This is a genomic window from Actinospica robiniae DSM 44927 (assembly GCF_000504285.1).
Taxonomy (GTDB): Bacteria; Actinomycetota; Actinomycetes; order Streptomycetales; family Catenulisporaceae; genus Actinospica; species Actinospica robiniae.
Genome location: NZ_KI632511.1, coordinates 4,101,025 through 4,115,154, shown reverse-complemented (window position 1 = coordinate 4,115,154; position 14,130 = coordinate 4,101,025). Strand labels below are relative to the sequence as shown.

The window sequence follows — 14,130 nt, the reverse complement described above, 5'->3', positions numbered from 1 at the left end:
CATGAACAGCCCCGAGATCGCCGAGCTGCCGCAGGCCCAGGCCGACACGCCGTTCCCGGAACCCGAGCCCACCGGCGACGAGGCGGTCGACGACGCACTGGACCGGCTGCGGGAGCTGGGCGAGCGGTCCACCGATCAGCACCCGGAGGTCTACGACGGAGTGCACCAGGCGCTGCAGGCGGCGCTGGCCGATCTGGGCCGCTAGGCCGTGTCTTCGAACTAGCGCGCCGATCCGGACGCAGCGGGGCACCGTCGACGGGGAAAAGAGAACGAGCAGAGCATGGCAGGTCAGGCGCGACGGCGTCTCGACGCGGAACTGGTCAGGCGCCGGCTGGCGCGCTCGCGCGAGCAGGCGGTGGAGCTGATCGCGGCCGGGCGGGTCAGCGTGGGCGGGCAGCGGGCGACCAAGGCGGCGACCCAGGTGGAGACCTCGGCCGCGATCGTGGTCGCGGCCGCGCCCGAGGGCGAGCCGGAGTACGCCTCACGCGGCGGCCACAAGCTGGCCGGGGCCCTGGCCGCGTTCGGCCGCGGCCCCGGCGGGCTGAGTGTGGAAGGGCGGCGCGCCCTGGACGCCGGCGCGTCCACCGGCGGCTTCACCGACGTGCTGCTGCGGGCCGGCGCGCGGCAGGTGGTCGCGGTCGACGTCGGCTACGGCCAGCTGGTGTGGGAGCTGCAGAACAACCCGCGGGTCGTCGTGGTGGACCGCACGAATGTGCGCGAACTCACCCTCCATCAGATCGGCGGCGAGCCGGTGGAACTGGTGGTGGGGGATCTTTCGTTCATCTCCTTGACGCTGGTGCTGCCGGCCCTGTCGCGCTGCGCCCTGCCGGACGCGGACTTCGCGCTGATGGTCAAGCCGCAGTTCGAGGTCGGCCGGGAACGCCTCGGCACGGGCGGCGTCGTGCGCGACCCGGCGCTGCACGCCGAGGCCGTGCGCACGGTCGCCGCCTCGGCGCGCGAGCTCGGTCTCGGCGTGCTTGGCGTCACCGCCAGCCCGCTGCCCGGGCCGAGCGGCAACGTGGAGTACTTCCTGTGGTTGCGTCGCGGCGCGGAGCCGCTGCGGGACGAGGATGTGGCGCGCGCGGTGGCGCAGGGGCCGGCCGGCACGGCGAAGGGCAGCGTGGCGAAAGACGGCGTCGAGGGCACAGGGGGCGCAGAGAGCTCGGCGGACGCCGAGAACACGCAGGGCGCGGGGAACTCAGGGGGCACGCCGAGTTCGGCGGCGTAGGGACGTACGTATCGGAGCGCGCAGGCGCGGCGCGGAAGGAGACCGCCATGGCAATGGGGCCTGAGGCGGGGCGGAGAGCGGGCGTGCGGGCACGTACGGACGGCTCGGTAATCCGAGGTGCTCGCTACTCGGCCGGGGCCCTGCGTGAGCCCTGCCGTGCGTTCTGCGGGCCTGTCGCGCAACCCGGTCGCGCGTTCTCCGGGCTGGCAAAGGAATCTCGCCCCGCGTTGCGCGGACGTGTCGCGCCTTCCGGCGAAGCGCATGCGCAACCCGTCGGTGCTCGCGTGCATCATCCGGGGCGGCCCGATCGCGCCGTCGCCGTGGGCGCGGATGCCGTACTGTCCGATCCACAGCACCCTCACCACCCACTGCACCCGCAGATCGGCACCGCTCGAAGGGAGGACCGGTGAACGAGTCCGAGCGCACCGTCCTGCTCATCACCCACACCGGCCGCAGCGAGGCGCGCGACGCCGCGCGCAAGGTGGCGCACTGGCTCTCCGTGGCCGGGATCGGCGTGCGGATGCTCGCGCCCGAGGTCGAGCTCGACCGGCTGGAGGTCGGCGAGCCGGGCAGCTGGATCGTGCCCGAGGACCGGCACGCCGTCGAGGGCTGCGAACTCGTCGTCGTGCTCGGCGGGGACGGGACGCTGCTGCGCGGGGCGGAGCTGGCGCGGATGGCCGACATCCCGCTGCTCGGCGTGAACCTCGGGCGGGTCGGCTTCCTGGCCGAGGCCGAGCTCGAGGACCTGCACGAGGTCGTCGAACGCATCGTGGACCAGCGGTACGAGGTCGAGGAGCGGATGACGCTCGACGTCCAGGTCACCGCGGGCGGACGGCTGGTCGGGCAGACCTGGGCGCTGAACGAGGCGTCGGTGGAGAAGCGCTCGCGCGAGCGGATGCTCGAGGTCCTGGTCGAGGTGGACGGGCGGCCGCTCTCCCGCTGGGGCTGCGACGGCGTCATCTGCGCCACGCCCACCGGCTCCACCGCCTATGCCTTCTCCGCCGGCGGCCCGATCGTGTGGCCGGGTGTGGAGGCGCTGCTGCTGGTACCGATCTCGGCGCACGCGCTCTTCGCCCGGCCGCTGGTGGCCGCGCCGTCGTCGATGCTCGCCATCAACGTGCAGGACGGCGCGGTCGTCGAGCACCTGGCCGGGGTGTCGATGGACGCGTCCGCCGGCACCACCGAGGAGTTCGAGCAGGGGCACGGGCACGAAGGCTCGGGCGTGCTCTGGTGCGACGGCCGGCGCACGCTGCAGCTGCCGGCGGGCTCGCGGATCGAGGTGCGGCGGGGAGAGCGCGCGGTGCGGCTGGCCCGGCTGCACCAGGCGCCGTTCACCGACCGGCTGGTGGCGAAGTTCGCGCTGCCGGTGGAGGGATGGCGGGCGATCCGGTAGCGGGGGCGCCGCGGCTCACGCCCGGCCACCGTCCGTCCGCCGCGCCTCCGTCCGCCGCGCCGAGGCTCGCGCTGCCGCCGAGGTACCTCAATAGTCTGGCAAGCTGGGCGGATGGTGCGTGTCCCTCGGCTCAGACAACCCGTCGGCGCGGTCCAGGCCCGGGAAAAGGGCGAGAGCAACCGGGTCTCCACACCGCTGGAGCTCTTCTTCGACCTCTGCTTCGTCGTCGCGGTCGGCCAGGCCGGCCGGGAGCTGGCGCTGGCCGTGGGCGCGGGGCAGGTGGGGCACGGGCTCGCCTCTTACGCGGCGGTCTTCTTCGCGGTGTGGTGGCCGTGGATGAACTACTCCTGGTTCGCCACCTCCTTCGACCCCGACGACATCCCGTTCCGGCTGGCCACCTTCGTCCAGATCGCCGGGTCGCTGATCATCGCGGCGGCGGTGCCGCGGGCCTTCGCCGAGCACGACTTCCACCTCGTGGTGGTCGGATACGTGGTGCTGCGCCTGGCTTTCTGTTCGCAGTGGCTGCGCGTGTACCGGGACAACCCCGAGCTGCGCGGCACGGCCGCGCGCTGGGGGTGGGGCGTGTTCGTCATCCAGGTGTTCTGGGTGCTACTCCAGCTCGTGCACGACAAGGCCGACTACGACATCGGATTCGCCGTGCTGGTGGCGGCCGAGATCACGGTGCCCTACTGGGCCGGGCGGGCCGGGCGCCTCCCCTTCCACCCGCACCACATCGCCGAACGCTACGGCCTGTTCACCCTGATCGTGCTGGGGGAGACCGTCTCGGCCGCCACCGTGGCGGTGCAGGAGGCGACCGTGGCGCAGGAGGATCTCAAGGAGTTGCTCGCGCTCGCCCTCGGCGGCCTGCTGATCGTCTTCTCGGCCTGGTGGATCTACTTCGCCCACGAGATGGCCGATCTGCTGGAGCGTCAGCTCTCGCCGTTCCTCTGGGGATACGGGCACTACGTCGTCTTCGCGGCTGCCGCGTCGATCGGTGCCGGGATGGAGGTGGGCGCGGCCTGGACGACCGGCGAGGACCACATCTCGGCGCGCCTGGCCGCGGCGGCCGTGACCGTGCCGACGGCGGTGTACTACCTCGCCGTCTGGGGGCTGCAGGGCCGGTTCTTCAAGCACGGCCGGGCACAGGCGCTCATGCCGATGACCGCGGTCGCCGTCCTGCTGTGTACTCAGGCAGGCGGCTACGCGGTCATCTTGGCTGGGGCGTGCTGCACGGTCGCGCTGACCGCCGGGGTCTACGTGGGGCGCCGGGCGGATCAGACGCCGGAGTAGCCCAGGATCGTCATGTTGACGTAGTACTCGGAGGACGGGTCGATCGAGGCGAACTGGACGTACGAACCGGGGTGGGTCGCGTGCTCCATCATGCCGTTGCCGAGGTACATCCCGACGTGGCCGGGGCCGTCGCTCGCCGACGCGCCCGGCTCGAGGAAGTAGATCAGGTCGCCCGGCTGCAGCTGCGCCCGGCTGATGTGCGGCAGCTGGTCCCACATGTCGAACGAGGTGCGCGGCAGCGAGACGCCGGCGGCCAGCCAGGCCTGCTGGACCAGACCGGAGCAGTCGAACGCGTTGGGCCCGTTGGCGGCGTAGACGTAGGGGTCACCGATCTTGGACTCGGCGTAGGCCACGGCTATGGCGTTGCGGCCGGTGGGCACCGGCAGCGTGCCGGAGTAGTGCGTCCACATGCCGCCGCTGCCGAGGTTCATCGCCTGCTGCTCGGACGGGGTGAGCGAGGCGACCAGGTCCTTGGCCTCCTTGGCCAGCTGGTCGGCCTCGGCCTTGGCCGACTGGGCCGAAGCGAGCGCGGCCGCCTGCTGCTTGGTCAGCTGGGCCGCGAGGGCCTGCTCCTGGGCGAGCTCGGCCTGGTCGGACTTGAGCGTCTTGAGCTGCTCGGCCTCCTGCGAGGCGATCTCGCTCTCGCCGGAGACCTTGTCCAGGTAGGTGTCGGGGCTGGCCGAGAGGGTCAGCTCGAGGGTGCTGCTCACGCCGCTGCTGCGGTACTGGGCCGCGGCCTGCGAGCCGATGGCGCCCTGGAGCTGGGCGACCTGCGCGTTCTGCGTGCTGATCTGGTTCTGCAGCGCGTTGATCTTCTGCTGGAGCTGGGCGTAGGCCTGCTCCTGCTGGTCGTATACCTGGCCGGCCGCCTCGGCCTTGCCCTCGTCCGCCTGGTACTGCGCCTTGGCCTGGGCCAGGGTGAGCGCCTGGCTGGAGCCCGCGCTGATCGCCACCGATCCGGCGGTCAGTCCGACCACTGCGACGGCGGTGGCTTTTCGGGGCGTGACGGCCTTCGGTGCGCGGTGCGTGGCGGTGCTCATGGACTCCCACAATCCCTTCTGAGGGCAGAACTCAGACTGAACGAGGTATGGACGGGCTGAACCGTTACCTTGCCAGGGACTCACTCCGCAGAGGTAGTCCATGGCCGAAATTGCTTTGCGTCGGGCCGGATCCGGCCCGTCGGCGCCGTGCGCGCGGCACCGAACGGATTGTCGCAGTGCGCCGTTGTATGCCCGTTTCGCTCCCGGGATGAATCGGACCTTCCGGGCCGATATCACGGGCTGGTCACGGCGCCTGGCGCCACCCCCGTGTTACCGACGTGTTGTCGCCAAGTGGTCCGGACCCTAAGATCGCCGCCCGGACGCCCGCGTACCCGTCGGAACCGGCTAATCTCATTGTGTGCTGGAGCAGATGCGCATCCGCGGGCTCGGCGTGATCGAAGACGCGGTTCTCCGATTCGCGCCGGGTTTCAACGCCGTCACCGGGGAGACCGGCGCGGGCAAGACCATGGTCGTGACCGGGCTGGGGCTGCTCTTCGGCGACCGCGCCGAGTCCGGCCGGGTCCGGCCCGGGGTGGAGCGCGCCGTGGTCGAAGGACGCCTGGAGCTGGCCGACGCCTCGCGCGCGGCCAAGCGCGCCCAGGAGTACGGCGCCGCCCTCGACCCCGCCGACCCGGCGCCGGACGGCGGCGAGCGCTCCGAACTCCTGATCAACCGCGCGGTCGCGGCGGCCGGATCGAGCGGTTCGCGCGCCTTCCTCGGCGGCCAGCCGGTGCCGGTGGCCGTGCTCGCCGAGCTCGCCGAGGACCTGGTGGCCATGCACGGCCAGTCCTCGCAGCAGCTGCTGCGCCAGCCCGCGCGCCAGCGCGACGCGCTCGACCGGTACGCCGCCGAACCGCTGCTGGGCGTGCTCGGCGCCTACCGCGCTGCATATACGGAGTACAAGGCCGTCTGCGCCGAGATCGACGAGCTGACCACCCGCGCCGCCGAGCGGTTCCGCGAGGCCGACGCGCTGCGCTACGGCCTGGCCGAGATCGAGAAGGCCGAGCCGCGCGAGGGCGAGCGCGAGGAGCTCGTCGCCGAGATCGACCGCCTGGGCAGCGCCGAGTCGCTGCGCACCGCGGCCGCCCGCGCGCACGAGGCCCTGAGCGCCCAGGACTCCCCGGAGTCCGTGGGCGACGCGCTGACCCTGCTCAACCACGCCCGCCGCGCGCTGGATCCGGAGAAGGACAAGGACCCGGCGCTCGCCGCGCTGGCCGGCCGGCTGGAAGACCTCTACTGGCAGCTGACCGAATCCGCCGCCGACCTGGCCGGCTACCTGGCCGGGATCGAGGCCGACCCGGCCCGGCTCGAGCACGCGCACGAGCGGGTGGCCGACCTGGACGCGCTGTGCCGCCACGTCGGGCGCTACCTCGAGGCCGAGCCGGAGGTCACCGTCGGCGCCGTGCTGGCCTGGGGCGAGCGCGCCGCGCTGCGGCTGGCCGAGCTCGAGGGCGACGACGGCCGCATCGACGAGATGACCGGCCGCCGGGACGACCTGCACGCGCGCCTCGCCCCGCTCGCCGACCAGGTCAGCGCGCTGCGCACGGAGGCGGCGGGCACCTTCGCCGCCGCCGTCGGCACCGAGCTGGCCGCGCTGGCCATGCCGCACGCCCGGATCGAGGTGCGGGTCAACGGCCGGGAGGAGTTCGGCCCGTCCGGCCGGGACGAGGTGGAACTGCTGCTCGCGCCGCACCCCGGCGCGCCGTTCCTGCCGATCGCCAAGGGCGCCTCCGGCGGCGAGCTCAGCCGGGTCATGCTGGCCATCGAGGTGGTCTTCGCCGGCGCCGACCCGGTCCCGACCCTGGTGTTCGACGAGGTCGACCAGGGTGTGGGCGGCCAGGCGGCGATCGAGGTGGGCCGCCGGCTGGCCCGGCTCGCCCGCAGCTGCCAGGTCATCGTGGTCACCCACCTGCCGCAGGTCGCCGCGTTCGCCGACCGGCAGCTGGTGGTGGCCAAGGACACCGCCGGCGCGGTCACCTCCTCGGACGTGACCGTGGTCGCCGACGCGGACCGCTATACCGAGATCGCCCGGATGCTCTCCGGGCACACCGAGTCCGACTCCGCCAAGGACCACGCGCGCGAGCTCGTCGACGCGGCGGCGGCCGAGCGGGGGCGGGCCGGCTCCGGCGCGGCCTGAAGATCCGGCGAGAAGATCCCGGGCCGGACGCGCGCAGGCCCGGGGACCTGGCAGGATGGGGGAGACCATGAGCAGCAGCACGCGCGCCCGGCGCGCCCGGAACGAGGACCCCGACGAGGCGCGCGCCCCCGACGCCACGCTCGGGGAGCAGACGCTGCGGATGGACCGGCGCACCAAGAACCTCACCAAGCGGCTGCGCCCGGGCGACATCGCGCTGATCGACCACGAGGACATCGACCGAGTCGCCGCCGAGGCGCTGGTCGCCGCGCGGCCCGCGGCCGTGCTCAACGCCGCCGTCTCGATCACCGGGCGCTACCCCAACCTCGGCCCGGAGATCCTGGTCACCGCCGGCATCCCGCTGATCGACGAGGTCGGCGACGAGCTGTTCCAGATCGCCAAGGAGGGCGAGCGGGTCCGGGTGGAGGGCAACATCCTGCTGCGCGGCGACGTCCCGCTCGCGGCCGGCCGGCTGCTCGACGCGGCGTTCGTGCTCGCCGCCATGGACGAGGCCAGGTTCGGCCTGTCCGCGCAGCTCGAGACCTTCGTCGAGAACACCCTCGAGTACCTGCAGAAGGAACGCGAGCTGCTGCTCGACGGCGTGGGCGTGCCGGACATCCGCACCGACCTCGCGGACCGGCACGTGCTCGTGGTGGTGCGCGGCTACCACCACCGAGAGGACCTGGCCGCGCTGCGCCCCTACATCCGCGAGTTCCGGCCGGTGCTGATCGGCGTGGACGGCGGCGCGGACGCCATCATCGAGGCCGGATACAAGCCCGGCCTGATCGTCGGCGACATGGACTCGGTCTCCGACAAAGCCCTGACATGCGGCGCGGAGATGGTGGTGCACGCCTACCGCGACGGCAAGGCCCCGGGCCTGGACCGGCTGCACGGGCTCGGCCTGGACGGCGTCGTCTTCCCGGCCACCGGCACCAGCGAGGACATAGCGCTGCTGCTCGCCGACGAGAAGGGCGCCAAGCTGATCGTGACCGTGGGCACGCACACCACGCTGATCGAGTACCTGGACAAGGGCCGCTCCGGCATGGCCTCGACCTTCCTGACCCGGCAGCGGGTGGGCGGCAAGCTGGTCGACGCCAAGGGCGTCTCCCGCCTCTACCGCAGCCAGATCTCCTCCGGCTCGCTGCTGCTGCTGATCGCCGCCGCGGTGGTCACATTGGTGGCCGCGGTCGCGGTCTCGCCCTGGGCCGGCGCGTACGGGGAAGTGCTGCGCGGATACTGGGACAACTTCGTCTTCTGGGTGCAGGGGCTCTTCTCGTGATCGATTTCCGGTACCACGTCGTGTCGATCGTGGCGGTGTTCCTGGCGCTGACCGTCGGACTGGTGATCGGCGCGTCCATCCTGTCCAAGGGGCTGGCCGACAGCCTGCGCGGCAGCCTGGCCCAGTCCAACTCGCAGATCAAGAGCCAGCAGGAGCAGATCAACGAGCTCAAGGGCGAGGTCGAGCAGCGGGACAAGTACATCTCCGCCACCGCGGCCGGCCTGGTGGCCCACCAGCTCGACGCCGGCTGCGTCGCGGTGGTCCAGATCGCCGGCGCGGACGCGGACGCCTACGGCACGATGGCCACGCTGCTGCAGAAGCAGAGCGGCGCCTCGATCTGCAGCGAGACCACGATCAACACCTCGTTCACCGCCGACGGTTCGCGCCAGCAGCTGACCGCCCTGCTCACCCGGCACACCCCGGCCGGCCAGACCCTCGCCGGCACGACCGTGCAGCAGCAGGCGGCGCGGCTGCTCGGCGAGGCGCTGACCGCGGCGCAGCAGGGTTCGACCGCGCCGGCCCACCCGTCCACCTCGCCCTCGTCGACGCCGACGACCGCGCCCTCGACGGCGGTGGGCGCGAAGACGAACGCGTCGCCCGGCGCCGGGGCGGGGAGCGGCACCCCCTTGGCGGGCTCGACCGCGGCGATGACGCCGGCCGACGCGCTCGAGACGCTCCAGGACTTCCAGAAGGACGGCATGATCACCATGACCGTCCCGCCGACCGCGTGGGGACCGGCCAACCTGACCTACCTGGCCGCGCCGAGCGGCACCGGCACCGACGCCCAGAACCAGACGTATCTGGCCCTCGCCCAGGCGCTGCGCGCGGGCGGGGCGCTGCCGGTGGTGGGCGGCTCCGGGCAGTCCGCGGACAAGGGCGGGCTGATCTCCGCGGTGATCGCCGACTCCGTCTCCGTGCACGACATCCCCACCGTCGATAACACCGACTCGCCGATGGGACAGGTAGCCTCGGTGTTCTGCCTCGCCGAGCTGCTGCAGGGCGGCGGTACGTCGGTGGCCGGGCACTACGGCACCGGCGTGGACAACGACGGGCTGGTCCCGCCGAACCTGGCCGGCCTCGGCTGACCGGCGCGGGCGGGCGGAGCGGGTGCGGGCAGGACGGACGATGAGGCTAAGGGCGGATCGGGCGATGCGGAACGCGACGGCCACAGCACTGCTGACGGCGGCGGTGGGAGCGGCCGGAGCGCGGCTCGGCCTGCGCGGGGCCCAGCGGCTCACCCGCCGGACCGACCCCGGCGCGGGCGCGGCGTTCGGCGCGGCGCTGTTCGCCCCGGAGCGGTGGAACCGGCTCAACCACCGCGGCGAGCAGGTCACCCTGCTCGAGGGCCCGGCGTACGCCGCGGGCGCGGCCGCCGCCGTGTGGCTGGCCCCCGGGCTCGCGCCGCGGGTGCGCACCGCCGGGGTCGCCGCCGCGCTCGGCGCGGGCGCGCTGGGCGCCTACGACGACCTCTACGGCACCGCGGATCGGCGCGGACTGCGCGGGCATCTCAGCGCCCTCAAGAACGGCGAGCTGACCACCGGCGGCGTCAAGCTCGTCGGCATCGGCGCGCTCGGGCTCGGCTGCGGCGCCCTGGTGCGGCGCGGCAGCGTGCTGGACAAGGCCTTGGCCGGGATCGTGGTCGCGGGCGCGGCGAACGCCGTCAACCTGCTGGATCTGCGCCCGGGCCGTGCGGTGAAGGCGGCCGCCGTGGTCGCCGGCCCCGGCCTGGTCCGCCGGTCCGCCGGCCCGGCCGAGGACCGCGGCGCCCTCGTGCTCGGCGCGGCCGGGCTCGGCGCCGCGGCGGCGCTGCTGCCGGAGGACCTCGGCGAGCGCGCGATGCTCGGCGACGCCGGCGCCAACGCCCTCGGCGCGCTGCTCGGCGTGGCCGCGGCGGCCGGCGCGTCGCGGGCCGGGCTGGTGTGGCGCGCGGCCGCGCTCACGGCGGTGACCCTGGCCGGCGAGAAGGTCTCCTTCACCCGGCTGATCGCGGCGTGCCCGCCGCTGGACGCGTTCGACCGGCTCGGGCGCCGTCCCGTCACCGAGGCCAAGGTGCCCGCGCAGGCCGCCCGGGCGGCCGAGGCCGACCCCGTGCTCACCGCCGACCTCGACGATCCGCCGCACGACCCGGATACCCGTGGCTGAGCAGTCCCGCGCTCAAGGCCGGCCGGTCTCGGCGGCGTCCGCGCCGCCGGCGGAGCCGGCCCGTCCGTCCCGGCGGCACCCGCCGGGCCCGCGCGGGCTCGACGACCCGCTGCTCGAACCGGTCGACGAGCTGCACCGGTCCGACTCGCCGGGGTCCTTCAGCGGCGGCGCTTCGGTGGCCCGGGCCGCGGCGATGATCGCCGGGGTCACCGTGCTCTCCCGGCTCTTCGGCTTCCTGCGCACCCTGGTCTTCTCGCACACCGTCGGGCACGGCGACCTGGCCGACGCGTACAACTCGGCGAATCAGATCCCGAACACCATCTTCGACATCGTGGCCGGCGGCGCGCTGGCCGGGGTGGCGGTGCCGCTGCTGGCCGGGCCGTTGGGCCGGGGCGAACGCGGCTACGCCTCGCGCACCGTCTCGGCCCTGCTGACCTGGGCGGTCGGCGTGCTGCTGCCGTTGTGCCTGCTCGGCATAGGGCTGGCCATACCGCTCGGCGCGCTGATCGCCGGCCCGCACGGGCCGGCCGGGACGTATCCGGACCAGGTCGGGCGCTTCCTGATCCTGTTCATGCCGCAGATCCCGCTCTACGGCGTGGCCGTGGTGCTCTCCGCCGCGCTGCAGGCCGACCGCAGGTTCTTCTCCCCGGCGATAGCGCCGCTGCTCTCCAGCCTGGTGATGGTGGCCACGTACTCGGCCTTCGGGGTGCTCGACCCGCGGGCCGCGGACGACCTGGGCCGGCTGACCGAGGGCGCCTGGCTGGTGCTGGGCATCGGCACCACGCTCGGCGTGGCGACGCTCGCGCTCAGCCTGGTCCCGGCCGCGCGCCGGGCCGGTTTCCGGATCCGTCCGACGCTGCGGTTCGCCCCGGGCGTCGCCCGCCAGGCGCGGCAGCTGGCCGCCGCCGGAATGATCACGCTGGTGGCGCAGAACTGCGCGGTGCTCGGCGTGGTGTTCCTGACGAACTACGCGGACCCGACCGGCGGCGCCCTGACCGTCTACAACTTCAGCTGGGCGGTGTACCTGCTCCCCTACGCGGTGCTCGTGGTGCCGATCGCGACCAGCGCCTTCACCGAGCTCGCCGCGCTCGCCGACAGCGAGGACGAGCCGGCGTACCGGGCCGGCATCGCGGCGACCGCGCGGGCGGTGACCCTGGCCGGCTTCGCGGGCGCGAGCCTGCTCGCGGCGGTGGCCTGGCCGATGTCGAGCCTGTTCATCTCGCACGGCAGCGCCGGCCCGGGCGCCGCGTCGATGGCCGGCGGTCTGCTGGCGTTCGCGCCGGGGCTGCTGGGCTACGCGGCGATCGCGCTGCTGGGCCGGGTGCTCTACGCCTCGGGGTACGGCCGGGACGCGGCTTCGGCCACGTCGATCGGCTGGCTGGTGGTCTTTGCCGCGGACGCGGTGCTCATCTTCGTCTGGCGCTCCCAGCCGGTCACCGCACTGGGCGTCGGCAACTCGCTCGGGATGTCGCTGGCCGGGCTCCTGCTGCTGCGCGCTGTGCACCGCCGGGTGGGCCCCGGCGCGTTCGCGGGCCTCGGCCGGACCGCGCTGGCCGGTGCTCTCGCGGCGGTGGTCGCGGGCGGCGCCGGCTGGTGGATCGGCATCGGCTTCGGCTGGACCAGCGCCCGCGCCGCGCTGCTCGTCGGGCCGCTGTGCACGGTCGTCGCACTGGCGCTGTACGTGGGCGTGGTGCTGCCGTTCGACGGCGCGCAGCTGCGGCCGTTGCTGGACCGCTTCCGCAGCCGGACCAGGCGGCGGCGCTGATGCGCGTCATGCAGGTGCTCGGGCCGAGCACGGGAGGCATCGGCGTCTACGTGCGCGCGCTCGCAGAGCACTGCGTCGCGGCGGGCGACGAGGTGGCGGTGGTCACGGTCGATCTGCGGCGCAACCCGGCCGATCTGCCGAACCTTCGCAGGAGATTGATGCGTGAGCGGCCGGAGGTCGTCCACGCGCATGGCGTCAAGGCGGCCGCGGCGGTCAACCTCGCGCTGCTCGGGGTGAGCCGGGCCCGGCGGCCCCGGCGCGTCGTCACACTGCACAACGCGGTCGACGCGCGCGCGGTCGAGATGGTCGCGATCCGTCCCGCGGACGTCGTGCTGGGGGCCTCGGCAGACCTCGTCCATCGAGCGAGATCCCTGGGGGCCAAGGCGGCCGCGTTCGTGCCGGTGCCGGCACCGGAGCTGCCCAAGGCTGCGAGTTCGAGGTCGGATATGCGCGCCGCGCTCGGCGTCGAGGAGGACGCGCTGCTGCTTCTGAGCATCGGCCGGCTCGCTCCGCAGAAGAGCATGTCGGTACTGCTCGACGCGCTGGAGATGCTGACCACCGGCCCGGTCCGCCTGGTGATCGCCGGAGACGGGCCCCAGCGCGGCGAACTCGCCGCCCGCATCGCCGCCAGAAGCCTGCCGGCGACGCTGCTCGGCCACCGCACCGACATCGCGGACCTGCTCGAAGCAGCGGACGTGTTCGTCCTGGCGTCGCAGTGGGAAGCCCGTGCCCTGGTGGTGCAGGAAGCGTTGCGCGCGGGTCTGCCCGTGGTGGCCACGGCCGTCGGCGGCCTGCCGCAGCTGGTCGGCGACGCGGCGTTGCTCGTGCCGTGGAACGACGCGTCCGCGCTCGCCGAGGCCGTGCACCGGATCGAGGCCGACCCGCGGCTGCGCGAGCGCCTGACCACCGCCGGCCCGGCGCGCGCGGCGAGCTGGCCGCAGCCCGCCGAAGCGCTCGCCCTGGCGCGCCAGTGGTACTCCTGACCGGGGCGTTTGCCGGGAGACGGGGCGGAGAGAATCAAAGTATGGAAACGACCATGGGGGAGGACCTGGTCCTGCTCGCGCTGCGGCCGAACGGAACGATGCACGCCCAGCAGAAGCTCCGCTTCGCCCTGTCCGGCGCGGAGCTTCTGCTCCTCGCGGAACTGGGCCGTCTCGACCCGGCCGGCCGCATCCGCGTGCTCGATCCGCACAAGACCGGCGACGCGCTCCTCGACGCCGCGCTCGCCGACATCTGCAAGCGCGGCGCGGGCCGCCCGCCGCAGGCCTGGATCGCGAGCGCCCGGCCGGGCCTGCGCGAGCGCTACCTCGAGCGCCTGGCCGGGAAAGGCGTGGTGCGTCTCGAGGAACACCGCACCCTCGGCCTGTTCCGGGTCAACCGCTGGCACGTCCTCGACCTCGGCCGCGTCCAGCAGGTGCGCGCCCGGCTCGACGCGATCGCCGCCTCGACCGGCGAGCTGACACCAGATCAGGCCGCCTTCGCCAGCCTCGTCCACGTCGCCGGTCTCGACGAGGCGCTCTACCCCGGCGGCCACGGCGCCCAGGCACGCGCCCGCCTGCGCCAGATCGCCCGCAAACGCCCCACATCCGCATCCGCGGCGGCGGCAGTGCCGACCCAGGATCCGGCGAGCTGGCTGCTGAGCGTGGTAGTCCTGGCCTCGCTCGACGCGGCCGCGCCCGCCTCGGTGCTCTCCGGCCCGGACAGTTTCCCCGCGCAGCACGACGTCCACCACGGCGTGGCGCACGACCACAACACGCACCACAGCCACAACGGCCTCGGCCCCTCGCACCACCACACAGACCACGGCGGCTTCGATGCCGGGGGCGGGCACCACCACTGACGCCGTGGCGCCGCGTCTC

General features: G+C 73.9%; 12 protein-coding genes. 11 read left to right on the top strand and 1 reads right to left on the bottom strand.

What is annotated here, in order from left to right; translation table 11 throughout:
* Position 1 precedes the first annotated feature (1 nt).
* The 4 genes from ACTRO_RS17460 to ACTRO_RS17445 all read left to right on the top strand — a co-directional run bounded on the left by ACTRO_RS17460 (position 2) and on the right by ACTRO_RS17445 (position 3,911).
* Entirely contained in the window at positions 2–205 is a 204-nt protein-coding gene (locus tag ACTRO_RS17460; protein WP_051450988.1) for a hypothetical protein, read from the top strand.
* A 75-nt stretch (positions 206–280) separates the two neighbouring features.
* The gene (locus tag ACTRO_RS17455; RefSeq protein WP_034264290.1) at positions 281–1,228 is read left to right on the top strand and encodes a TlyA family RNA methyltransferase; all 948 of its coding nucleotides are present in this window, start codon (positions 281–283) and stop codon (positions 1,226–1,228) included.
* A 406-nt stretch (positions 1,229–1,634) separates the two neighbouring features.
* The gene (locus tag ACTRO_RS17450; RefSeq protein WP_034264289.1) at positions 1,635–2,621 is read left to right on the top strand and encodes an NAD kinase; all 987 of its coding nucleotides are present in this window, start codon (positions 1,635–1,637) and stop codon (positions 2,619–2,621) included.
* Between the two features lie 111 nt (positions 2,622–2,732).
* Complete coding sequence (locus tag ACTRO_RS17445) at positions 2,733–3,911, top strand: low temperature requirement protein A (RefSeq protein WP_034264287.1); 1,179 nt, start codon at positions 2,733–2,735, stop codon at positions 3,909–3,911.
* Here the strand turns inward: ACTRO_RS17445 and ACTRO_RS17440 are convergent.
* Positions 3,896–4,951, bottom strand: a complete 1,056-nt coding sequence (locus ACTRO_RS17440; protein ID WP_157436312.1) for a C40 family peptidase — start codon at positions 4,949–4,951, stop codon at positions 3,896–3,898. The genes ACTRO_RS17445 and ACTRO_RS17440 overlap by 16 nt on opposite strands.
* A gap of 358 nt (positions 4,952–5,309) precedes the next feature.
* On the opposite strand from ACTRO_RS17440, the gene recN reads away from it, so the two are divergent.
* From recN to ACTRO_RS17405, 7 genes are all read left to right on the top strand, one after another.
* Positions 5,310–7,088 (top strand): DNA repair protein RecN, encoded by a 1,779-nt coding sequence (gene recN, locus ACTRO_RS17435; RefSeq protein ID WP_034264282.1) that lies wholly within the window; start codon positions 5,310–5,312, stop codon positions 7,086–7,088.
* Between the two features lie 67 nt (positions 7,089–7,155).
* Entirely contained in the window at positions 7,156–8,364 is a 1,209-nt protein-coding gene (gene steA / locus ACTRO_RS17430; RefSeq protein WP_034264279.1) for a putative cytokinetic ring protein SteA, read from the top strand.
* Positions 8,361–9,449, top strand: a complete 1,089-nt coding sequence (locus ACTRO_RS17425; protein ID WP_034264276.1) for a copper transporter — start codon at positions 8,361–8,363, stop codon at positions 9,447–9,449. The genes steA and ACTRO_RS17425 overlap by 4 nt, the downstream gene beginning before the upstream one ends.
* Before the next feature lie 64 nt (positions 9,450–9,513).
* Positions 9,514–10,506 (top strand): hypothetical protein, encoded by a 993-nt coding sequence (locus ACTRO_RS17420; RefSeq protein ID WP_211244306.1) that lies wholly within the window; start codon positions 9,514–9,516, stop codon positions 10,504–10,506.
* Positions 10,499–12,271 carry a murein biosynthesis integral membrane protein MurJ gene (gene murJ / locus ACTRO_RS17415; protein WP_051450986.1) on the top strand — a complete coding sequence of 591 codons (1,773 nt, stop codon included), beginning with the start codon at positions 10,499–10,501 and terminating at the stop codon, positions 12,269–12,271. Before ACTRO_RS17420 ends, murJ begins: the two co-directional genes overlap by 8 nt.
* Positions 12,271–13,254, top strand: a complete 984-nt coding sequence (locus tag ACTRO_RS17410; RefSeq protein ID WP_034264273.1) for a glycosyltransferase family 4 protein — start codon at positions 12,271–12,273, stop codon at positions 13,252–13,254. The genes murJ and ACTRO_RS17410 overlap by 1 nt, the downstream gene beginning before the upstream one ends.
* 41 nt (positions 13,255–13,295) lie before the next feature.
* On the top strand, positions 13,296–14,111 hold the full coding sequence (locus ACTRO_RS17405; protein ID WP_084316348.1) for a GOLPH3/VPS74 family protein: 816 nt from the start codon (positions 13,296–13,298) through the stop codon (positions 14,109–14,111).
* Positions 14,112–14,130 lie beyond the last annotated feature (19 nt).